This is a genomic window from Dorea sp. AM58-8, from assembly GCF_003464045.1.
In the GTDB taxonomy this organism is placed as follows: domain Bacteria; phylum Bacillota; class Clostridia; order Lachnospirales; family Lachnospiraceae; genus Claveliimonas; species Claveliimonas ammoniilytica.
In genome coordinates, this window is record NZ_QSDM01000001.1 from 45,325 (window position 1) to 68,825 (window position 23,501).

The following is a 23,501-nucleotide window of genomic DNA, read 5'->3' on the forward strand; positions in this document are numbered from 1 at the left end:
GATGTCTTAACTGGATATCGAGCCTGGCAACTTGGATGAAGTTGTAGTCCACGTGGGGGACTTAATGATTTCCACGTCGTTATTGATATCTTAACTGGATATCGAGGCTGACAACCAGCAGAAAACTCTTTTTAAAAGAAATTCTTAGAGGAGTGTGGTTAAGTATCACACTCCTTTTTACGTATGAGGTGTTATATCTCTATTATTGCAAGTGAACTTGCAATGAATGATGTGATATGCTGTTCTGTGAAGAGTTTGGTAAAAATGATATCAAGAAATTAAAAGAGGTTGCGTAAGCGAAGATAAGGAGAAACGTCATGGGGATTAGGGTTACAGGAATAAGCACGCCTGTCGGTGGACTTTCATGGGAATATACTAAGTCTGAGAAGCAAAATATTCCGTTGATGATTTCACCAGGGCAAAAAATAAAGGTTTTTATCAGCTCAATATGTGGTGTGGAGAAATATGATAAAGTACGAGCTGACTTAAAAAGTGCTATTGAAAGTACGCAGTTAGCTGATGTATACACTTTTGAGAGTAACGGTGCGTCCACGTTGCCAGCTGGTGATCACTATATATTGGCATTGGAAGATAGCGATATCTGCATTTTCTTAATAGATAATGAAGACGGAATTACGCCAGGAGTACAGAAAGAAATCGACACTGTTAAAAAACATAATATTAAGGCTTTGTATTATTTCTGTGATGAAATACAAAAAGAAAAAACGGCACTTGAACAAAGCTTAATGGGAGCACATTTTGCCAAAAGTAAAGTCGTTCACCGTTTTGAAGAATTAGTCCAAGATGGAGCTCAAGCATTGATAGATGATATCATTGCTATATATCATTATTATTGTACTGGCAGAATAGTTTTGAACTCTGGCGAGAATGATGAAGTTCAAGCGGTAGATGTTGTTGGTACTGAAAAATACCAGCTTCCTACAATTCCTAAATCTACATTAAAAAATGTGGATAAATGCAGAGATTATTTGTTGAAGTTTGTGCTTGGATATTCCCGAGGTAGATACACAGGTGAAACGGAAAAAACTAGCGAATTTGATGAATGGGGAATCCAGTTTCTTCCAATATTATTTGAAGGTAGATCTATTAAACACTTCAATATTGCAATGTATCTGGATGCGTTAAAAACGCAACAAGATGAAGACCATTATCGAGTGGTTCAAATTCGTTGGCAAGCAATTCAAGCATATTTTGCTGGAGATATCGAAAAATGTATCGAGTATCTTGAAACGGCTTTAAATTGTGCAAAAGAAACAAATCAACCTACTTGGGTCATAAAAGATATTCTGGTGGATCTGCGCAATCAGCATTGGACTCGTTGCATTGTAAGAAATGAGTGTTCTGATCCACCGGCACAAAAGGAATTAACAGAAAGTAGTGAAGAACTCTATTATCCGATTCTTGATCGCATCCATGAATCGCTACATGAAAAATACATAGAGGGTTTGTATAAAAAGAAAACAGGATCACCTTATGCAGTCACCATAGGCAATAACTTAGATCAATATGGTGAAATGCTTGCAAGTTCGCTTATTGTATCTATGTATAATGGCTCATTGACGCATATCTTGCTTATTTATGAGAAAATCAGGGACTTTGTATTTTATTTGAGTTGTAAATATGATGATTGGAATCTCAGACTTAATTTGTACAAACTTGCAATTTTTGCGGGAAAAGAAAAGGAAATTAAGGGTATTCAGGACTCCTATCCGGAGGTTCTTAATAACTTGAATGCTGATGAAGCAGCATCAATTATGGATTTTTGTCTAAATTATCCAATAAAACATCAAAGATTAAGCAGCCAACTGCTGTCATTTGGTTCAGTAGGCTATTTTCTGGATGATAAGCGTTATGATTATTATGAAAAATCCATTGTTGCCGAAATTAAATCTTGGTTGAGTAGCGATACTTCTGTTGTGTCTGTAGGTCAAAACATATTCAAGTGTCTTTCAGGTGTGGCCTATCGTATGTCGCAAGATACGCTGAGCGAAATATGTTGTCAATTCATTGAAAGGCATTATAGTCGCTGGTATATGGATATGTTTGAGTTCATCGCTAATTGCATAGATCTTCGAAAAATGAGTAATGATTCCGCAAAAGCATTAATTGAGCATATTAATCGTGTGCTTGATAGTGAAGAGGAACGAAAGCAGATAAATTATTCTCCTTTCTTTTTATGTGTTCTTAGAAAGCAAAATCGTACTTTTACAGAGGAAATGGATAAAAAGATAGCTGAATATTTACCAAACTATTATGGAGATATCTATAAATTAGAAACTACAGAAGATGAAAAACAAGATATGCCTGTATTTGTGCGAGAATATGTAGATCGTATTAGAAAAAATAATGAAGTGCAGGGGAAAGATGGCGTGTATTTCGGGCATGGTACATGTGAAATTGCAACCGTTAGAGCTATTTTGTTGGGAAAAGAATATATATGTGATGCAGATATTATGGACACGCTTGTATCCGTAGTTACAGATACCCTTTTGATTTCCAAGGAAGATATTTCCACAAAACTTGATGCGATAGCACTGCTTATTTACATTGCAATAAAATATCCCGAAGATTATACAAGAAATAAAGATGTATATGAGAAACTGTTTGAGCAGCAGAAGGCCATTGAAGTTGCTGAAAATTCGATTATTTCATCTAATATCGATAGCATTTCCTTGAAGATTGGATTGCAATTATTATATATTTCTATGGGGAAAGATGTATATACTGATATCCTCGAGTTGATGCCGTATATTCAAGACGATGTTGCAACAACAATCGCAGTAACTCAACTGATCATTAAATATTTGGAGAATTCAGACGATGTTATGTTACCAGCCAGAGTGGAGGCGATTATCCTTCAGAATGTTTTACAGTGGCTACGTTCTGAATACACAGATATCAGATGGAATGCCACACGCATTCTTCTTACCATGTCTCGGAATCCAGAGAATTGCGGTATCGTAAACCACCAGTTGGTGAATCTTATTGATTCTAATAGTGTATATATCAAAAATTTGATTATGCGACATCTTCACAAAATAAAAGGGATTACTGATGGAACAAAAGAGTATGTTATGTCAAAATGTAAACATGATGCCAATTTCGTTGTTAGAATGGTTTGTGATGAAGTTGAAAAAGGTGTAAATGAAGAGTAGATTTTTGAAACTTTTTATGTAGGTATTGTTTAGTGTATGTGGAGAACTCTTATTGTGCTACGGCAATGTTTAAAGAACGTTGCGAAAATCTTGATTTTATGGGCTTTTTTGAGAATTATTGAATAATTTATACCTTTGGGAGATTGAATCGGAATAGCTGAAATAATGTAAAGGCGTGGGAGAAATCTCACGTCTTATTATTATATGAGAAAATGAATTTGAAATGCATTTTGCTGTGTTATGTATGATGGCAACGGAGTCGTCAATTCACAAAAATTATTCATTAAAGAGCAAATCTATCACTTTAGTTTTCAAAAAGGGAAGAATCAATTTCATTAAGGAGTTCTTCTGGGAGACATTTCTTTGTAATAGTTATATTTTTTGCTTTGTATGTACGCTGATGCATATTCCGCAAAAACAGAGCACTCGCTCCGCATGAGCGGAGCGCTGTTCCGCTAGGAACGGATCATTGCCCTGTTGGTTAATAAAGTTACTTGCTTTCTACACGTCTATCGCGACCTGGAAAGTCTAATCGATATGCTTTAGAGGTCATGCGGCTGAGGCATGCATCTGCATATGTGTTATCACCAAACAATTGGTACCAGTTCACTACTGGCATCTGCGAGATGATGACTGTTGATTTTCGGCAATCTCTAGCTTCGATGATTTCAAAGAGATCACGGCACTTGTCGAGATTTAAGTCCATCAATCCAAAATCATCTATAACAAGAAGATCATAACCGGCCATCTTGTTTGAATACTCATAGTAATTATCTTCACTATGCGCATGGGCGGATTCTTGAAGCAGATAATTCGCACGGATATGTTTAACAGTCCTCATTTGATGTAGTGCCGTGACGCAAAGTGCATATGCAACATGCGTTTTGCCAGCTCCTGCTCCACCTGTAATCAAAAGATTGTTCGGTTCATCAATCCAATCACCTTGGGCCAGTAATTCAATGACATGTGTGTTTAACTGCCTCTCTGGATCATAAAGAGAACTATCAAGGTCAGCTGCCGGATATTTTAGTGTTGCTTGTTTTAAAAGCCGATTGAACTTCTTGTTTTCTCTCCCTGACCACTCATGGTTGATGATTTCAGAGAACCTTGTTTCAAAGCTCTCTAATCCCGAATTCGGATTCATAAGTTGATTTTCAAAGGCTTCTGCCATGCCGGACATACGCATCTTATAGAGTTTGTCCATAAGAAGATTTTGATCCTTTGTAAGTTTGTCGTTATAATTGTATTCTTTCTGTCTGTATGCCATAATCATTCACCTTTACTTGTAGTAATCCTTTCCTCTGATGTTTTCATGAGATGGAAGTGATTCCGGTGATGATTCTGGATGCTCATCGCACTCTATCTTTTTAAGCACCTGCCTGTACGTCGAGTAGCGACAGGAGTTCATTTCAATGCATTTACGAGCGGCTTCTTCTGCAATGCCTTTAGGGATTGCTTTTACTCGATGTAGTATCCCGGCACATGCATTGAATGCTTGCTCTTCGTGCTTAGAAGATTTTAGGATTCGATCAATCAATTCCGACATGGCTTGTTTTGGGCAGGTCTTATTGACATGCCCAAAAACTTCTGTATAATGCAGATATGGGCAGAAACCCGGAAAATCGGCTCTGCCCATTCGTAACTATTCACAAATCTTATATCAGTTTTTAGCGTTTACACAAAACTTAAAACGGTCCCGAAAGCGATCACTATTTTGGAAGCATATGCAAACCGATAGCCCAAAATCTACATTTATATGATATTTATGGTGTTGATACTGTGAATGGGGCTCTGTGTGGAAATACGATATTATGCAGATATTATTCACTGTTCTTTCAATATGATGGTAACAACGGTGAATATGTAAAATCTATGGCTAAAATTGGCGGTGGATACATTGCTTTGTTTAATGCATTAAGAGAATATCAGGTAGATGACACATTAAACTTTGATGTGCGTGATTACGGAGGATTTGTTAAATCTCCAGTGGGCAATGATTTTAGTGATAGATTTGTGCTTTTCTCGATACTATGCCAAATCAATTTTTTGATATTTTGCATTGATCGATGGATAAAAGAAGAGATGCCTGCTAAATTGCGATTCGCATACTTGCTGTATTATTCATTACTTAACGTTATTCCTCAAATTAATGATAAGTTAGGTACCTGCTTTATTCTAGATGTCCAATGGAAGAATGATAAGTTTAGAAATGCAATGGCGCATTACAAACTGGGAGTTGCGCTGAAAAATAAGGACTTGCTACATGACGACATCATGTTCGGACTAACAGAACATATCCTTGGAGCAGAATATATGGTTGTAAAAGAATCAATTTATGCGCAACTTGAAAAGTTGGCAATACAAATAGGTAACTATCTGGGATTGAAGGAAGGCCTGGTTGTTCCAAACGGGTGGTAGTAAAACACTGACTATTTTATTACCTTTTTACTACTTTTGACGTCTACGCTTTGAAGCATTTTGCCGTATTTGACCATTTCTGTACCAGTCAGCGGTAGTACAGAGGCCCGTAAAATCGGTGACAAAACGCGTCTAATATTTCATTTTTGAAGGAGTTTTGATAATGATTAAAGTGCTTTTTATTTGCCACGGCAGTGTTTAATGGATGCTGTGAAAGCCTAGGCTTTAAAGGATTTTTTGATGATTGACGAATAATTTACACCTTATTTATACCTTTGGAAGAACGGATCGGAATAATAGAGAAATAAAGAAATAGATAAATATAACAGGAAGCAATTTTGTCATATTGGAAATAATTAAAATTTGCTGAACCGTGTTGATTTTATTGATTGAGTATAATAAAAGTAAGAACAGAAACTTCCATGTTTGAAGCGGTTACCAGAATTGACAAAGAAATGCAAGTTAGCCAATCCGGTAGTCCAGCATATTTTTTCATTGTCACCCGACGTTTTTACAAAACATATACTTATTCCGCTTGATGCGTCATTCTTGTTCTGAAAACAGGAACAGAATCCTTACAGCGACTGTAAGTGTTATTTATTGTGCTTCTGTGCTATCATTTACCCAGAAATGGATAGGAGGCATTCACATGAAACCAATTTTGAATATTGAAAATCTTACCAAAGTCTATGGGACGTTGCCAAACCAGACGAGAGCACTGAACGGAATCACTTTTCAGGTCATGCCGGGAGAGTTTCTCGGTATTATGGGAAGCAGTGGTTCCGGCAAATCCACGCTTCTCAACTGTATTGCAACTGTGATTCAGCCTACAGGTGGAAGCATTCAGGTGGAGGGAGATACTCTGCAATCCCTCAAGGGAAAGGCTCTTGCAGAGTACCGTGGCAAAAAAGTTGGTTATCTATTCCAGAACTTTGAATTGCTGGACAACCTGACTGGCAGGGAAAACATCCTGCTCCCGACTTCCTTGCATGGGGTATCCGAAGCAGAAAGCAGCCAGCGGCTGAAGCAGTTGGCTGACTATCTGGAAATCACTGATGTTCTGGATAAGTTTCCGTCCAAGATGTCCGGCGGCCAGCGTCAGCGTGTTGCGGCAGCAAGGGCTCTGATCTTACATCCCCAAATGATCCTTGCCGATGAACCGACGGGTGCGCTGGATTCTAAGAACGCAAGAAGTCTTATGGAGAAGCTGTCCGGCCTGAATCGTGACGAACAAGCTACGATCCTGATGGTAACCCATGATTCCAATGCCGCCAGCTTTTGCAAGCGCATTCTGTTCATCCAGGACGGCGTGATCTTTCATGAGCTTCGGCGTGGAGACGAAAGCCAGCAGGAGTTCTACGGGCGCATCCTGAAGGTGATGGCGCAACTGGGAGGGGGCAGCGCAAATGTTCTCTAATCTCATTCTTCGGAACAGCCACCGCAGCCGAAAGGAAAACGGTCTGTTTTTCAGCTCCCTGGTGATTTCTATTGTTGCCTTTTACATGATTCTTTCCATCTCCACTCAAGATGTGATGCTCTTTTTGCAGAAAATGGAGAGTGACGCAGTTGACGAACTCCTGCTTCTGATTCCTGCGTTTTATGGGATGACCCTCGGTATTCTGTTCTTTTTGATCTATTTTGCCTGCAAGTATCAGTTCGAGCGCAGACGGCATGAGTTTGGTGTTTATCTAATGTTGGGGATGCGTAGAAGTAAACTGTTTGGTATGCTTCTGGCGGAAGATTTCCTGACCAGTATTCTTGCCATGCTCATAGGCTTACCTGTGGCTGTGGTGCTTTCAGAAATTGTCAGTCTTGTCACCGCCAAGCTGGTAGGCATGGGGATCATCGGTCATCAGTTTTCTTTATCCTGGTCTGCAATTGAATGGACGCTGGCAGGATTTCTGGCAATTAAGCTGACGGCACTTCTGATTTTGAGTGGACGAATCAGCCGCCAGGAGATCGGTACTTTGCTATCCCAGCCAACGAACCGCCCCAAAAAGCAAATGCCATCTGTTATCTATGGACTGGCTGCTATATGCGGAAGTGTGATGTTGGCAGTGGCTTACTACATGGCGATTCAGGGAATTGCATGGACAAAGGTAAGTATGATGGGACTGACTTTGCTGTTGGGCATAGTTGGTACGATGCTGCTTTTCTATGGGATGCGTGCGCTGATTGCTTTGATTGTTAAGAAAGGAAAAGGAAATAAGCAGCTTCATGTATTTACCTTCCGGCAGATTCAGGAGAATGTTATTCATCAGTCAACCTCCATGGCCATCAGCTCCCTGCTGATTCTGGCGGCGCTGTGTTGTTTTGGTGCGGGCGTAGGAATTGCAGGAACGAATAGCCTGTCTTCTGGCCATGTAATCGACTATACTTTTGAAGATCATACTGCAGAAGATTCATCGCAGGTTCTTCCGAATATAAAGGCAGCCCTGAAAGAAAACGGTTTGGAAAATCAATTTTCAGAGCTTTTTGAAATGAGGGTTGGGCGTATTCGCACCACAGAAGATTATGATAATGCCTACAGCATGGACGCTGTTATGGACTCTCTTCGGAGCCTGCCCCAGTCGGAAGACCGGGATGTCCTTCTGAACAATCTTGGTTATGCCACATACCCATATTTGATTTGTTTATCGGACTATAATCGTTTGTTGGAATTGTCCGGCAAACCGGCTCTCCAATTAGGCGAAAAGGAGGCCGCTGTCTATATTGATACAGAGTTTACTACGGTAAGTCGTACCACAATGCTGAACCAAGTATTGGCCGGACAGCCCAAGGTGGAACTGGATGGTAGTCCGATTCATCTTACAGGAGAGGTTCAGTCTGTGAATTTGGTCACGGACCGTTCTATAACCTTGTCCTTTGCATTGATTCTTCCGGATGAAGCATTCCTATATTATAGCCAGGGAATGTATGATACCTATGTCAATGCGGTGCTCAGTGAGCAGGCTCTGGATGGAAATAGCCTTATGACTGCATATTTGGATTTGAACGAGAAGCTGGACGAAACTGGCATTGAATATGAAAGCTATCTTCAGAATATAGGTCGTCAGCTTTTCTACACCATAGCATCCAGTTATATTACCCTCTATCTTGCGATTGTTTTCCTGGTAGTTGCCAACACCATCGTGGGTGTTCAGTTCCTGATGAGTCAGCAGAAAACCGGGCGCAGATACCAGACCCTGATCCGCCTGGGAGCTACTTACGAAACCCTTTGCCAGTCTGCTGGAAAGCAAATTACCTGGTTTATGGGACTTCCTGTATTGGTTGCGGCTGTCAGCAGTCTGTTTGGAGTCAGGGCGTTATTTACAGGGATACTCTCGTCCCGAACCCGTGGGACAGTGTCTGAAATGCTGCTTGTATCTGCTGCTATGATTTTACTACTTTGCGTGATAGAATATATTTATATGAGAGTGGTCAAGCGCTCCAGTGATCGGTATTTGCTGACACTGATGCAGCCGCAGAGAGAAGAATAATTTGGAAGGAGGTGCTGTCATGAAAAGAATTGCTGTTGTGGAAGATGAAGTCTATATGCGGGAAGAACTCTGCGATATGCTCCAAAAGGACGGCTATCTTGTGGAGGCAATTACCGAGTTTGAAGATGCCGCTCGGCTCTTGGCAGCCCTCCGCCCTGACCTTGTGATCTTAGACCTGAACTTGCCGGAGATCAGTGGCTTTCAAATCTGCCAGGAGCTAAAGAATAAAACTGCTATCCCCGTCCTGGTGCTGACTTCCAGAGATCAGGTAAAGGATGAACTGCAAGCGTTCCAGTTGGGTGCCGATGAATATTTGACGAAGCCGTGCAGAAAAGATCGACTTCTTGCCAGGGTATCCAATATTCTCAAAAGGTATGAAGGCCGTACCAATCTCATAGAGGGACCAGATTTCCTGTTAGACCAGCAGACCTACACGCTTTATATTCATAATACCTCTGTGGTGCTTCCAAAAAATCAGGGAAAACTGTTGGTCGCTCTTTTGTCCGGCGGCGATGCTCTGGTCACGACGGAGCAGCTTTGCATGGCACTATGGGGAACCACGGAATACATAGATGAAAATGCCTTGCAGGTTAACCTAACCCGGCTGAAAAAAACGATGTCCGCCCTTGAAATGAAGCAGCGAATCGTTGCAGTTCGAGGAATGGGCTACCGTTTGGAAGCGGAGGTGTCTCTATGAAGCAGCTTTGGCACATGATAGAACGGTACTACCCCTGGCTTCTGTTGCTGCTGGGCGTGGATTGCTTTTGCGCTGTCATTCTTTGGATTTCTGACATTCAGGTATTTCAAACCTTGATCGGGTTAGTAGTTCTGACGAGCATCCTTTTGTTTTCAGCGATTCTGTTTGTACTAAACAAGAGGGAGAACACCCACATGGAACTGTTCCGAGATTTCCTCAGTGATCCTACCATCTGCAATGAAGAACGGCTGCTCAGTGCCATTAGTCAGAAAGAAGGAGAATCTGTCCGATTTTTGGCTTCGGTTTTACGGGAATACAAAAACGAGAGTAACAATATGGCGGATGCTACGGGACTATGAAGAATACGTGGAGGGCTGGGCACATGAAGCGAAAACGCCCCTATCGTTGCTGACCATGCTCTTGGATAACCGGAACGATGAAATCTCTCCTTCCCTGCAAGCAAAGCTGGATTATGTCCGCAGTCAGCTTCAGGAGGATGTCACGCAGATGCTGTACTATGCCCGGTTGAAGAGCAGTACAAAGGATTACCGATTTGAGGATGTCAATTTGAATGACTGCTTGGGTGAAGTTCTGGAGGACTATGCCCCACTTCTTGAAGAGAAGCATTTTGTCATTCTCAACAAACTGCAATCTGAAACAGTCTATACAGACCGTAGAGGACTTCAGTTTATGTTGGGACAGATCGTGAGCAATGCCATAAAATATAGCAGCGATAGTCCCATGCTAACAATCTCTATGATACATTCGGAGATCGCAGATGTCCTTTCAGTTGAGGATAATGGCATCGGTGTAAAAAAATATGATCTGCCGTATATTTTTCAAAAGGGCTTTACCGGGGATTCTACTGACAGCAGAAAGAAAGCTACCGGTATAGGGCTTTACCTGGTTAAGAAGATGGCTGACGATCTAAACCTTCGTCTGGAAGCTGCTTCCCCGTGGGAAAAGGGCTTTAAGATAGTCATCTTCTTTCCAAAATTGAAATCCAACGGAGGAAAATAATATAAGCAAAAAACGGGGCTGTAAAATAAGTCTCTGCTAAAGAAACGCTAGTTCCGACAAATGCTGGTTCTGGCGTTTCTTTACATTAATATATGTTTTTTGAAAATCGTCACTGTTTTATGTAAAAAGGGTACACTTAATAAGCTTGGATAGATTTCTTCTGTACGTCCATATTTTTTATATCTTACATGTTGTTTTCGTTTGAAAAGAAATTTACGTCCATTAGGGCATATAGGATTTCCGTTCTCATCTCTTATATAGTTTACAGCACGATAAGGATTCGTGTGATGTTTTTTATCTGTCGTTTCTTTTTTGTACATGGTAAATATCATTAAATTTTTCCATTAAAGGTACAAAGCATTCCATGCCTTGTCTTCCATAAAATCAATTCTACGTTAAAAACATACCGTCTAGACAGCTATTTTTTAAGCTATCATTTGAAAGACATATATAATATATAGGCTCAAATGGTGAAAGTGCCCATTTGGGCCTATTATTGTATGAATTCATACGTTACAACCAGAGCAAGATCCACCCGTGTATTACAGTATTGTCATTTTGACAATATTGTATTACTTACGAGTGGCAGACTTGATGGGGATTACGTCCCCATACCCACGTGAAAATATAATTGCTGGCAATTACATTTTAGCAGATATGCAGGCATATCTGAATAAGCGTCATAGACAACAAAATAAGGAAATTTTGATAAGGCATTCACCTGGAATAGGTGAGTGTTTTTTTGTTTTCAAATATTCAATTAATCAAAAAAATTAAAAAAATTTCATTAGGGGGCTGTAAAAATGCCTCTCAGCGTTTCGTTTTATGTAAGGGTATTTTGGACAGGAAAAATTTAAAAAATTTTTATCAAGAACCTGTATTTATGCCCTTCATCTTTTGAATATGTGTAAGGACATTTTTGAGCCGGTATAAAAATGATTTTTACAACAATTAGAAACAGAAACGAGGCGAGAAAAGAATGAAATATGAATACATGAAGGAGTCAGAGCAGATGCTTCAGTACTTCCAGTTTCCGAAGTTTTTGCTCAAACTGCGCATTTCCCAAACTGCAAAATTTCTTTATATGATTTTGTATGACCGGGCACGGATATCGAGAAAGAATAGCTGGATAGACAAGTATGGAAATGTTTATCTGATTTTTCCGATAGAGGAATTGTCTGCTCAAATCGGCAAATGTAAATCTTCTGTAAAAACAGCATTGAAGGAATTAGATGATGTGGGACTATTGGTTCGCAGATCTGGTGGTTTTTCAAAACCCAATCATTTATATGTAAAAATTCCATCTGATGAGATTGGTTTACAGCTGGTTGAGAATAAGGCGGTTGAAAAGATGGTTGCAACAGAGTCGGAAAAGCAACCTCATCTGGTCGTAAAAATGGCTGTGCAGGAGTCGGAAATGTGGCACCTAGTAAAGTAACTGAGAAATATAAAAGAAATAAATATCATGAAGTAAATTATTGCTATGGGGAAGGAGAGAGTTTGTGATGAGAGAAGAAGATACTGTATGTGTAGGCAGTGATGGTTTGCAATACTGTAAAGTCTGTGGGGAAGCGAAAGAAGCATTTTTTCCTGAGGGTGGATTTATGGGGATGAAGAAACATTCCAGGCAATGTGCCTGTGACAGAAAAGCGTATGAAGAAGAACAAAAATATTTTAAAGACAAAGAGCACCGGGAATTAGTCAGCAGAAATACGAGCATCTGTTTTGACGAGAGCAGAATGAAAGAGTGGACATTTGAGAATGCAGATATGTCAGATACGGTAATGCATAGAGCAAAAAAATATGTTGATAACTGGGAGGAAATGAAAAGAAATCATATAGGCTGTTTGTTCTGGGGACCGGTTGGAACTGGGAAAAGTTTTATTGCTGGTTGTATTGCCAATGAACTTCTAAAGCAGGAAGTAACGGTAAAAATGACAAATTTCAATACCATTATTGATGATATATTTCCACTGGCAGACAAAACGGAATATATCAATGCATTGGCTTCTTATCAGCTTCTAATTATTGATGATCTTGGAGTAGAACGAAATTCAGAATATGCGTTAGGAATTATTTTTAGCGTCATAGACCGCAGGATCCGTTCGGGACGACCTTTGATCATCACGACCAATCTTCCACTGAAAGAAATAAAAAGCGAGACCATGTTAGATAAAAGACGTATCTATGATCGTATTTTGGAAATGTGTACACCAATGTATGTTGGAGGCGCAAGCAAACGAGAAGCGATTGCAAGTATGAAAATGGAGAAAGCGAAAACGTTGTTGAATACAAACAGAGGGGAGGAGGAATGCGAATGAATCATACAGAAAAAACAATACCTGTTTGGAAGAAATATTCTTTAAATGTTTCCGAAGCAGCAGAATATTATGGAATCGGAGAAAAGAGATTAAGACAGATCGCAGGTGAAAATGAAGGAGCAGATTTTATTTTGGAAGTGGGTTCTCATATCCGATTTAAAAGGAAATTATTTGAAGATTATCTGGATACAGCCAGTACAGTTTAAGTGACAGAATAGAAGAAATAGTAATGAAAATAATGTTCATTTTATCTTAGCGAAGAGAAGGTCTTGTGGTATAATGAATAAACCGAGACGGTCTTCCAAGTTAAATGAACATTTGATGAAGGAGACTAAAAAATTATGAGTGAAAAAAGGAGAGATCATAGAGGACGTATATTACACAATGGAGAAATACAGTTATCTGATGGCAGATATCGATTTAAGTATGTCGATGAGCTGGGAAAGGAGCGCTGCGTATATAGCTGGCGCTTAGACCATAACGATGCAACTTCGAAAGGAAAGCGCCGTACTTTGTCGCTTCGGGAGATGGAGAAGAAAATCCAGGCGGACCATTTTGAGCAGATTGCAACAAATGGCGGAAACATGACGGTGCTGGAACTGGTTGAAAAATATACATCAACAAAAACCGGTGTCAGACCTACTACAGTTGCAGGATACGGAACAGTTATCAATTTATTGAAGAAAGATCCATTTGGAAAAAGAAGGATTGATACGGTTCGGATTTCGGATGCAAAATGTTGGCTGATACATCTTCAGCAGGTAGAAAAGAAAAGCTATAGTTCCATCCATTCAATCCGAGGAGTTCTTCGTCCGGCATTTCAGCTGGCAGTGGATGATGACCTGATCAGGAAAAATCCATTTCAGTTTCAGCTAATGGAAGTGGTTGTAAATGACAGTGTAACAAGAGAGGCAATCAGCAGGGCAGAGGAACGTAAGTTTCTACGATTTGTGAAGGAAGATCCTCATTTTTGCAGGTATTATGAGGGAATCTACATTTTATTTAAAACCGGTCTTCGCATCTCGGAATTTTGTGGTTTAACGATTTCTGATATTGATTTCAAGGAGCATACGATTAACATCGATCATCAATTGCAGAAGAAATCAAAAATCGGATATTATATTCAAGAGACTAAAACAACCAGTGGAACGAGAAAGATACCTATGACTGCGGATGTAGAGGAATGCTTTCAGAAAATAATAGAAAAACGAAACCCGCCCAAAGCAGAACCTATGGTAGATGGAAAAAGTGGATTCTTATACTTTGATAAAAACGGAAGTATTTGTTATTCTCTGCACTGGGAGCATTACTTTCAACACATCATTCAGAAATATAATAATACTTACAAAGCGCAGATGAATGTTATCACACCGCATGTATGTCGGCACACCTATTGCTCAAACATGGCAAAATCCGGAATGAATCCAAAAGCATTGCAATATTTGATGGGCCACTCAGATATCAGCGTAACGTTGAATACATATACGCATATAAATCTTGAGGATGCCAGAGAAGAAATCGCCAGACTTCGGATTGTGTAATTACGATTTTTAATTGAAAATAGCAAGGTGTAAAATGGAAAAACATACACCTTATTTTACACCTTTTGCGGACAATATTATGCAAAAATAAACCAGGTTATGCTAAAAAGCAAAAAATTACAAGGGTTCAAAAAGTCCGAAATACCAAGAAAAACTAAGAAATGCGAGGTTATGCAACAATGATAAAAGTACTTTTCATCTGCCACGGCAATATTTGCCGCTCAACCATGTCTCAATTTGTGTTTCAGGACATGGTCAACCGACACGATTTACAGAATGATTTTTATATCAATTCGGCAGCGACCAGCCGAGAGGAGATTGGCAATGGTCCGCATTATGGTACGATCCGTAAGTTGCAGCGGGAGAGCATCCCTGTGTTGGAGCATCGTGCGGTGCAGATGACCAGGAAAGATTATGATAATTATGATTATCTGATCGGTATGGATTCTGCTAATATTCGTAATATTAAGCGTATAGCAGGTGGTGATCCGGAGGGCAAAGTACACAAGCTGTTGGAATTTGCAGGATCAGATAGAGACATTGCAGATCCATGGTATACAGGTAATTTTGACGAAACCTACCGCGATGTGGTAGAAGGATGCGAAGCTTTGTTTAAAAAACTACAAAGATAATAGGAAAAATTGTCTATATAACGCAAATACTCCGGCCGAGAGGAGAGGCCAGAGCACTTGTTTAAAAGGATTCTATTGTATGAATAAAAGGATAATGATTCTAACAGGTAGTATGGTTGACTGCCAGAATCATGCGTCCTTGGACGCCGTTGTTGGCTTGCGATATCTTTCGTGTTTTCTTGTTAATTATTTGTCCATCGCTTTTATGGTTATATCTTATCATGAGGGTTCTTTGTTGTAAATGTCAAATTAATACAAACATTTTGCGATTTCTGAGCATTTTTTGTGAATGTTATAACAAATGGGATTGGTTGACTTGAAACACCCAATACAGTACAATTAACTCTATCAATAAAAGATTGAGGAAACTAAGATGAAATTAAGAAGAATGATAGCAATATGGGCTGCGAAATGTGCAGAGAAGGCAAGTGTAAAGATTTTTCACCGACAGGGTGTGACATGGGCTGGCAAGATTGCTCTGAAGATCTGCCCGAGTATTTTGTCGGATCTGGCTGCTCAGGTAAGAGAAGATATTTTTGTAGTATGCGGAACCAATGGCAAGACTACGACGAATAATATGCTGTGTGCAGCATTGGAAGCAGAAGGTAAGAAGGTGGTCTGTAACCACACCGGTTCGAATATGCTGAATGGTGTAGTGGCGGCGTTTGTGTTGGCTGCCGGATGGAATGGTAAGCTGGATGCAGACTGTGCAAGTATTGAGATTGACGAGGCATCTACCAGAAGAGTGTTTCCACATTTCAAGCCGGATTACATGGTGCTGACGAATCTGTTCAGAGATCAGCTTGACCGGTACGGAGAGATTGATATTACCATGAATCTGCTTCGCGAAGTGATGCAGACGGCTCCTGATATGAAAGTGATTGTAAATGGTGATGATGCATTGTCAGCATTTCTTGCTATGGATGCCGGCAATCCATACATTACTTATGGTATCAGTGAAAAAGTAGTGGAGGATAAGGATTCTCATGAGATCCGAGAGGGACGTTTCTGTAAAAAATGCGGTTCTCTGCTTCATTATAATTTCTACCATTACAGTCAGCTAGGGGACTACGCATGTACAGGATGTGATTTTAAACGCCCGCCGTTACGGTACAATGCAACGGATGTGCAGGTGGGGGATCAGCTGTCGTTTGTTGTAGAAGGACGTAAGATTACAGCGAATTACAAGGGCTTCTATAATGTATATAATATTCTGGCAGCTTACACTGCAGTGCGCAGTTCGGGACTTGACGCAGAGCATTTTAATGATATGCTTGCAAAGTTTAACCCGGAAAATGGACGTATGGAAGAGTTCCATATGAAAGGAACGAAGATTATCCTGAACCTGGCGAAGAATCCGGCGGGATTTAATCAGAATATTTCTGCGGTTATGCAGGACAAGACTCAGAAGGATATTATTATTGTGATCAATGACAATGCACAGGATGGTACAGACATTTCATGGTTGTGGGATGTGGATTTTGACCGATTTAAGGATGAGAACATCAATTCTATTACTGTCAGTGGAATTCGTTGTCAGGATATGCGCTTGCGTTTGAAATATGTAGATATTCCGGCAATGCTGAGTGCAGATGTAGAGAACGCAATCTGTGAACGTGTGGAAAATGGATGTGGCAATCTGTATGTATTGGTGAATTACACAGCGCTTTTCAGCACCAGAGTAGTATTGAAGAAATTGGAGGAACGGAAATAATGGAACAGAGAAAGATTACGATTGGACATTTATATCCGGATCTTCTGAATCTATATGGAGACCGCGGCAATATTGCATGCATGATGCAGAGATGTATCTGGAGAGGGATTGAAGCAGAGACGAAGGAATTTAATCTGGGAGATAAAATTGATTTTTCTGAAGTGGATATTGTGCTTCTTGGAGGCGGATCTGACAGAGAGCAGATGATCGTGTGTCAGAAGCTGCAGGAGATTCAGTCTGATTTTAAAGAATATGTGGAAGATGGGGGTGTGGTCATCGCAGTATGTGGCGGCTATCAGCTCCTTGGCAAGTATTATAAGACAGAAGAGGGAGTGATCCAGGGGCTGGATCTGGTAGATCTGTACACAGAGCAGGGCGAAGGACGTCTGATTGACAATATCGTACTGCAGAGCGATCTGGTATCGATGCCGGTGGTCGGATTTGAGAATCATGGCGGACGTACTTATATTAATGGTAATAAGCCATTTGGTAAGGTGCTATATGGATCTGGTAATGATGGTGAGAGTGGTTATGAAGGAGTGGTTTATAAGAATGTGATTGGTACCTATCTGCACGGACCACTGCTTCCGAAGAATCCAGAAGTCTGCGATTGGTTGCTCGCAAGAGCTCTGGAACGGAAATATGGAAGTGCTGATCTGTCACCATTAGATGACAGTCAGGAAAAAGAAGCAAATGCTTATGTATATGAGCGCTTTTTGGGTAAGTAGAAGCACCGACAAGCTTATGAATATATAACTGTGAAGGGTTGTTTAATGTTTCTGCTCACGTTGCTTTAAGAAACACAGATACTCGTAAGCATCTTCTTTCTCAGCAAGAGAAAGCGTGCGGTACACTTGAAAAATCTGCCTGTCAAGCATTCTTTCGGCTTCAGGCATGGAATGGAGCACAATTGGTTCATCGGTGCTGTCTAATAGATAATCAACGGATACCTGGAATGTTTCGGCAATGGCTGTCAGCTTTTCATAAGAAGGCTGACGGTTTCTTGTTTCATATCCGGCGATCGTGGCTCTTGCAACATTAATCTGTCTGCCAAGTTCTGCCTGTGTCATATTGTGTTCTGCGCGAAGAGTCTTAAGTTTCTGTGGGAGAGACATGCGATTACCTCCTGGAATAGTGAGTCTTGATCATCAAGTAAATAATTTTTACATATTTTACCAGTTACTATGAGAAGAAAGTTGAAATGTGTCGAATAGCAACTGTGTTGCGCAACAAAGTTGCGGAACGGCACATTTTGAGGTGGTAGAAATGTACTGTAAGCAAAGTAATCGGAAACGCCGTTGACACAAGATACAAAAAAAATTATAATTTATATACAGATTCTGTCCGAATATGGATAGAATATAAGGAAAAGATACCGAGAGGATGGATATATATATGTTTACACAAGAACAAGAAGTAAAAAGAAGCAAAGAATGGAAAGTTGTGATGGCAATTTCTTCTATATTGATTATTGTAATTGCAGTATTTTTCCTGTTTCGGATGTTTCACTCGAACCCATTAGAAGGAACCTGGGTGAATGAAGAGAACGATATGACATTGAAGATTAAAGGTGGTACTACTATGGTTATGGAAGTGCCGGGAGCGTTGGATGGTAATTATATGGAACTTCAGTTGAAGTACACCATTGATCGCAGTGAGAAGACGATTACGATTGAAGTAGATGATGCGGAGATTCAGAAGGCTTTAGATAATTCAGACGGTACCCTCACAGAGGAAACTGTGAAGAATGAAGCAGATCAGATTACATCCAGCTATGATTACAGTGTAGAGCAGGATGAGATGACACTGACAGAGCGGGAATATGGTGATCAGTTGACATTTGTAAGAAAATAAAGAGAATGTACCCCTCTACAGGAGCAGGTGGAGAACCAATGCCAGTAGAGGGGTCTTTATGTAAGAGGTTGGCCAGATGAGTAAGATATTTTTTGATGTATTTCCAACATTAAAAGTAAATGAAGAGATCAGAATGTTGTTTGAGAGCGTACAGGTGGAGAAGGTTTCAACCAACAGACAGCGAGATTTTATTAATGTATTTTTGTTTTCAGATCATCTGATCCAGAAAAGACATATTTATTCGATGGAAGGTATGATCAAAGACCAGTTATTTGCCAGAGTGCCTGTGAGAGTGACGATTTTTGAGCATTTTCAGCTGTCAGAACAGTATACGCCAGAGAATCTGATGCGAGAATACTATGACAGCCTGATGTTGGAAGCTGCGCAACGCAGCGTGGTGGAGAGCAATATGCTGAAGACGGCAGAGTATACGGTGAAAAATGATAAGACCATCTGTCTGAAGCTAAAGGATACGGTAATTGCCCATGGCAAACAGGAAAGTATCGTCTCATTGATACGTAATGTCTTTGAAGAGCGCTTTCATGTTCCGGTGGAGATTCAGGTAGAATATGAGGAAGTGAAGGATAGCAAGCTGAAGTTCAATGAATCCAGACTGCAGCAGGAAGTGAATGCCATTATGGAGCGGAATCATGCACTGCATGAGGAGAGAGCAGAGCAGGAAAAGGAAAAAGAAGAGAAGGCAGAGAAGAAAGAAAAAGCGACGATCGACAAGCCAAAAGAGAAAGAAGCAAAACAGCAGAAGCAATTTGCAGGAACTGGTAATAACAGTAGTGGCGGCAATAGTCAAAAATGGCGTGGTGGCGGCAGAAGTGGTAGTTTTTCTTATCGTAAGTCGGATGATCCGAATATGATTTTTGGACGTGATTTTGATGATGCGGCGCTTGAACTCAGCACGGTCGTTGGAGAAATGGGTGAGATTACCATCCGTGGAAAGGTGATCAGTTTCGAAGCCAGGGAAATCCGTAATGAGAAGACGATACTGATCTTTGCAGTAACGGATTTTACAGATACCATTATGGTAAAGATGTTTGTGCGGAATGAACAGCTTCCAGATCTTCTGGGAGATATTAAGAAAGGCGCATTCCTGAAAATCAAAGGTGTGACGACTATTGATAAATACGACGGCGAGCTGACTATCGGTTCGGTAATGGGCATTCGTAAGATTCCGGATTTTACAACCAGCAGGGAAGATACCTATCCGGAGAAGCGGGTAGAACTGCACTGCCATACGAAGATGAGTGATATGGATGGTGTGTCGGATGTGACGGACATTGTAGATCGGGCGCACCGATGGGGACACAAAGCGATTGCAATCACGGATCATGGTGTGGTACAGGGATTTACAGACGCTAATCATTACATAGAACGTCTGGATAAAGACGATCCGTTTAAGATAATTTACGGTGTGGAAGCATATCTGGTAGATGATCTGAAAGAAGTGGCGATCAATGAAAAAGGACAGACATTAGATGATGTGTTTGTGGTGTTTGACCTGGAGACCACTGGATTTAGTCCAATCGCAGATAAGATTATCGAGATTGGTGCGGTAAAAGTGCAAAATGGTAAGATTACAGAGAAGTTCAGTACATTTGTCAATCCTAAAATCCCAATTCCATTCCGGATCACACAGTTAACCAGCATTACCGATCAGATGGTTATGGATGCACCGGATATTGAGACTATATTACCGCAGTTTCTGGAATTTGTAGGAGATGCGGTGCTGGTAGCACACAACGCCAGCTTTGATGTAGGATTCATTGAACAGAATATGCGTTATCAGGACATGACACCAGATCTGACATCTGTGGATACGGTAGCGATGGCGCGTATCTTGATGCCGACATTGTCGAAGTTTAAGTTAAATATTGTGGCGAAAGCGTTGAATATTTCGTTGGAGAATCATCACCGCGCGGTGGATGATGCGGGAGCGACAGCAGAGATTTTTGTAAAGTTTATTGATATGCTGAAAGAACGAGAAATCTATGATCTGAAAGGACTAAATCATTTCGGAGAGCATAATGCAGATTCTATCCGTAAGTTACCGTCTTATCATGCGATCATTCTGGCAAGAAATGATATCGGACGGACGAATCTGTATACATTGGTGTCCAAGTCGCATCTGGAGTATTTCGGAAGGCAGCCCCGTATTCCGAAGAGTGAATTTTCAAAATATCGGGAAGGGCTGATTTTAGGAAGTGCCTGCGAGGCGGGTGAATTGTATCAGGCAATTTTGAATGACAAGTCTGAAGAACGGATTGCAAGGATTGTAGATTACTATGATTACCTGGAAGTACAGCCTCTGGGCAATAATAAATTTATGATTGGCAGTGACCGTATTACCAAGGTCAACAGTGAGGAAGATCTGCGGGAGATCAACCGTAAAATCATTAAGCTTGGTGAAAAATTTAATAAGCCGGTTGTTGCTACCTGTGATGTGCATTTTCTGGATCCGGAGGATGAGGTCTACCGTCGGATTATCATGACAGGTAAAGGATTCTCAGATGCAGATGATCAGGCACCACTGTATCTGCATACGACGGAAGAGATGCTGGAAGAATTTGAATATCTTGGTTCGGATAAAGCACATGAGATTGTCATTGATAACCCTAATATGATTGCTGACTGGGTAGAGAAGATTGCGCCGGTTCGCCCGGATAAGTGTCCGCCAGTTATCCCGGATTCGGACAGAATGCTGCGGGAGATCTGCTATAACCGAGCCCATGAGATGTACGGAGAAGATTTGCCGGAAGTGGTAACGGAACGATTGGAACGAGAGTTGAATTCGATTATTTCCAACGGATTCGCCGTAATGTATATCATTGCACAGAAACTGGTATGGAAGTCTAATGAAGACGGCTATCTGGTAGGATCGCGAGGATCGGTAGGATCTTCATTCGTAGCGACTATGGCAGGTATCACGGAGGTTAATCCGCTGAGTCCGCATTATTATTGTGATCACTGCCACTTTAGTGATTTTGCTTCCGAAGAAGTGAAGAAGTACGCCGGAGGATGCGGCATGGATATGCCGGACCGGAATTGTCCGGTGTGCGGTAAGAAGCTGGTGAAAGCCGGATTTGATATTCCGTTTGAGACATTCCTTGGATTTAAAGGTAATAAAGAGCCTGATATCGACTTGAACTTTTCCGGTGACTACCAGAGTAATGCACATAAGTATACAGAGGTTATTTTCGGTGATGGGCAGACCTATCGTGCCGGAACGATCGGTACCCTGGCAGAGAAAACAGCCTATGGATTCGTAAAGAATTATTACGAAGAGCGAAATTCCAGAAAACGAGTATGCGAGATTGACCGTATCGTACAGGGGTGTACCGGAATCCGACGAAGTACCGGTCAGCATCCGGGAGGTATTATCGTCCTTCCGCTGGGTGAGGATATTAATTCTTTCACGCCGGTACAGCATCCAGCTAATGATATGACAACGGATATCGTAACCACTCATTTCGATTACCATTCCATTGACCATAACCTGCTGAAACTGGATATCCTTGGACACGATGATCCGACCATGATCAAGACTCTGGAAGAATATATCAGTTCTCCGGCAATGGATAATGAATATAATGAAACAGATAACCGTTTTAATGCAACAGATATTCCACTGGATGATCAGGGGGTAATGTCCTTGTTCCTGAGTACGGAGGCACTTGGTATTAAGCCGTCAGATATTGGAGGATGCCCGGTTGGATGCCTTGGTATTCCTGAGTTCGGTACAGATTTCGTTATTCAGATGGTAGTGGATACCAAGCCAAAGACGCTGTCTGACCTGATCCGTATTTCCGGTCTGTCACATGGTACGGATGTATGGCTGAATAATGCGCAGGAACTGATCCGAAGCGGAAAGGCGACGATTTCTACCGCAATCTGTACCCGTGATGATATTATGACATATCTGATTAATAAAGGAATGGACAGTGAGGAATCATTTACCATTATGGAGCGCGTCCGTAAGGGTACTGTTGCCAAGGGCAAATGCAAGGAGTGGCCACAGTTTAAAGAAGATATGATTGAACATGGCATTCCGGAATGGTACATCTGGTCCTGTGAAAAGATCAAGTACATGTTTCCGAAAGCGCATGCAGCGGCGTATGTTATGATGGCGTACCGTATTGCATATTGCAAGATCAATTATCCGCTGGCGTATTATGCGGCATACTTTGGTATCCGAGCAGATGCATTTTCCTATGACTGATGTGTCAGGGTAAAGAACGGCTGAATTTCTATATGAGTGATTACCAGAAACGGTCCGATTCCCTGTCGAAAAAGGAACAGGATACGCTGAAGGATATGAAGATCGTGCAGGAAATGTATGCACGTGGATTTGAATTTCTGCCGATTGACTTGTATAAGTCGAAGGCATCACGTTTTGAGATTGTAGATGGTAAACTGCTTCCGCCTTTTTCAAGTATTGACGGTATGGGTGAGATTGCGGCAGAAGCGGTAGAAGCAGCAGCGGTAGACGGACCGTATCTGTCGAGGGATGATTTCCGTCAGCGGACGAAGGTCAGCAAAACGGTCATCGATCTGATGAATGATCTGGGAATTTTCGGTGATCTGCCGGAGAGTAATCAGTTGAGCCTGTTCGATTTATAATGGTAAATATAAGAGGT

At 41.0% G+C, this 23,501-nt stretch carries 17 protein-coding genes and 3 pseudogenes; 17 read left to right on the forward strand and 3 right to left on the reverse strand.

Going from position 1 to position 23,501, the window contains the following annotated elements:
* The first annotated feature begins 317 nt into the window (after nt 1–317).
* Nucleotides 318–3,176: a DUF6650 family protein gene (locus DXA18_RS00240; protein WP_118382183.1), complete on the forward strand. Its 2,859-nt coding sequence runs from the start codon at nt 318–320 to the stop codon at nt 3,174–3,176.
* Nucleotides 3,177–3,666: 490 nt separating this feature from the next.
* Here DXA18_RS00240 and DXA18_RS00245 read toward each other — a convergent pair whose 3' ends face one another.
* Entirely contained in the window at nt 3,667–4,443 is a 777-nt protein-coding gene (locus DXA18_RS00245; protein ID WP_118382184.1) for an ATP-binding protein, read from the reverse strand.
* A gap of 12 nt (nt 4,444–4,455) precedes the next feature.
* Complete coding sequence (locus DXA18_RS15490; RefSeq protein WP_147345554.1) at nt 4,456–4,812, reverse strand: hypothetical protein; 357 nt, start codon at nt 4,810–4,812, stop codon at nt 4,456–4,458.
* Between the two features lie 236 nt (nt 4,813–5,048).
* Between DXA18_RS15490 and DXA18_RS00250 the strand changes: the two genes are divergently transcribed.
* The 14 genes and pseudogenes from DXA18_RS00250 (at nt 5,049) to DXA18_RS00320 (ending at nt 17,726) form a co-directional block, all read left to right on the forward strand.
* Entirely contained in the window at nt 5,049–5,594 is a 546-nt protein-coding gene (locus DXA18_RS00250; protein WP_147345555.1) for a hypothetical protein, read from the forward strand.
* Nucleotides 5,595–6,243: 649 nt separating this feature from the next.
* Nucleotides 6,244–7,011 carry an ABC transporter ATP-binding protein gene (locus DXA18_RS00255; RefSeq protein WP_117900524.1) on the forward strand — a complete coding sequence of 256 codons (768 nt, stop codon included), beginning with the start codon at nt 6,244–6,246 and terminating at the stop codon, nt 7,009–7,011.
* A gap of 133 nt (nt 7,012–7,144) precedes the next feature.
* Nucleotides 7,145–9,073 carry an ABC transporter permease gene (locus tag DXA18_RS00260; protein ID WP_330424348.1) on the forward strand — a complete coding sequence of 643 codons (1,929 nt, stop codon included), beginning with the start codon at nt 7,145–7,147 and terminating at the stop codon, nt 9,071–9,073.
* A gap of 19 nt (nt 9,074–9,092) precedes the next feature.
* On the forward strand, nt 9,093–9,770 hold the full coding sequence (locus tag DXA18_RS00265) for a response regulator transcription factor (RefSeq protein ID WP_055228678.1): 678 nt from the start codon (nt 9,093–9,095) through the stop codon (nt 9,768–9,770).
* Nucleotides 9,767–10,129, forward strand: a complete 363-nt coding sequence (locus DXA18_RS15915; protein ID WP_243006972.1) for a hypothetical protein — start codon at nt 9,767–9,769, stop codon at nt 10,127–10,129. The genes DXA18_RS00265 and DXA18_RS15915 overlap by 4 nt, the downstream gene beginning before the upstream one ends.
* The gene (locus DXA18_RS00270) at nt 10,113–10,790 is read left to right on the forward strand and encodes a sensor histidine kinase (RefSeq protein ID WP_243006973.1); all 678 of its coding nucleotides are present in this window, start codon (nt 10,113–10,115) and stop codon (nt 10,788–10,790) included. The genes DXA18_RS15915 and DXA18_RS00270 overlap by 17 nt, the downstream gene beginning before the upstream one ends.
* Nucleotides 10,791–11,769: 979 nt before the next feature.
* Nucleotides 11,770–12,296, forward strand: a pseudogene (locus DXA18_RS00285) (replication initiator protein A).
* Nucleotides 12,296–13,111 carry an ATP-binding protein gene (locus DXA18_RS00290; protein WP_118382187.1) on the forward strand — a complete coding sequence of 272 codons (816 nt, stop codon included), beginning with the start codon at nt 12,296–12,298 and terminating at the stop codon, nt 13,109–13,111. The pseudogene DXA18_RS00285 and the gene DXA18_RS00290 overlap by 1 nt, the downstream one beginning before the upstream one ends.
* Nucleotides 13,108–13,317, forward strand: coding sequence for a MerR family transcriptional regulator (locus DXA18_RS00295; RefSeq protein WP_004844954.1), 210 nt, complete (start codon nt 13,108–13,110; stop codon nt 13,315–13,317). The genes DXA18_RS00290 and DXA18_RS00295 overlap by 4 nt, the downstream gene beginning before the upstream one ends.
* 135 nt (nt 13,318–13,452) lie before the next feature.
* Complete coding sequence (locus DXA18_RS00300) at nt 13,453–14,652, forward strand: site-specific integrase (protein WP_118382188.1); 1,200 nt, start codon at nt 13,453–13,455, stop codon at nt 14,650–14,652.
* A 179-nt stretch (nt 14,653–14,831) separates the two neighbouring features.
* Nucleotides 14,832–15,284 (forward strand): low molecular weight protein-tyrosine-phosphatase, encoded by a 453-nt coding sequence (locus tag DXA18_RS00305; RefSeq protein ID WP_118382375.1) that lies wholly within the window; start codon nt 14,832–14,834, stop codon nt 15,282–15,284.
* Between the two features lie 4 nt (nt 15,285–15,288).
* Nucleotides 15,289–15,525: pseudogene (locus DXA18_RS17570) on the forward strand (CagY family CD-EC repeat-containing protein); the annotation flags it as partial.
* Between the two features lie 132 nt (nt 15,526–15,657).
* Nucleotides 15,658–16,998, forward strand: a complete 1,341-nt coding sequence (locus tag DXA18_RS00315) for a Mur ligase family protein (RefSeq protein WP_118382189.1) — start codon at nt 15,658–15,660, stop codon at nt 16,996–16,998.
* Entirely contained in the window at nt 16,998–17,726 is a 729-nt protein-coding gene (locus DXA18_RS00320; protein WP_118382190.1) for a type 1 glutamine amidotransferase, read from the forward strand. The genes DXA18_RS00315 and DXA18_RS00320 overlap by 1 nt, the downstream gene beginning before the upstream one ends.
* A gap of 42 nt (nt 17,727–17,768) precedes the next feature.
* Here DXA18_RS00320 and DXA18_RS00325 read toward each other — a convergent pair whose 3' ends face one another.
* Nucleotides 17,769–18,113, reverse strand: a complete 345-nt coding sequence (locus DXA18_RS00325; RefSeq protein ID WP_118382191.1) for a helix-turn-helix domain-containing protein — start codon at nt 18,111–18,113, stop codon at nt 17,769–17,771.
* Between the two features lie 280 nt (nt 18,114–18,393).
* Between DXA18_RS00325 and DXA18_RS00330 the strand changes: the two genes are divergently transcribed.
* Entirely contained in the window at nt 18,394–18,852 is a 459-nt protein-coding gene (locus DXA18_RS00330; RefSeq protein ID WP_147345556.1) for a hypothetical protein, read from the forward strand.
* Nucleotides 18,853–18,928: 76 nt separating this feature from the next.
* A pseudogene (locus DXA18_RS00335) lies at nt 18,929–23,484 on the forward strand (PolC-type DNA polymerase III).
* The last annotated feature ends 17 nt before the right edge of the window (nt 23,485–23,501 follow it).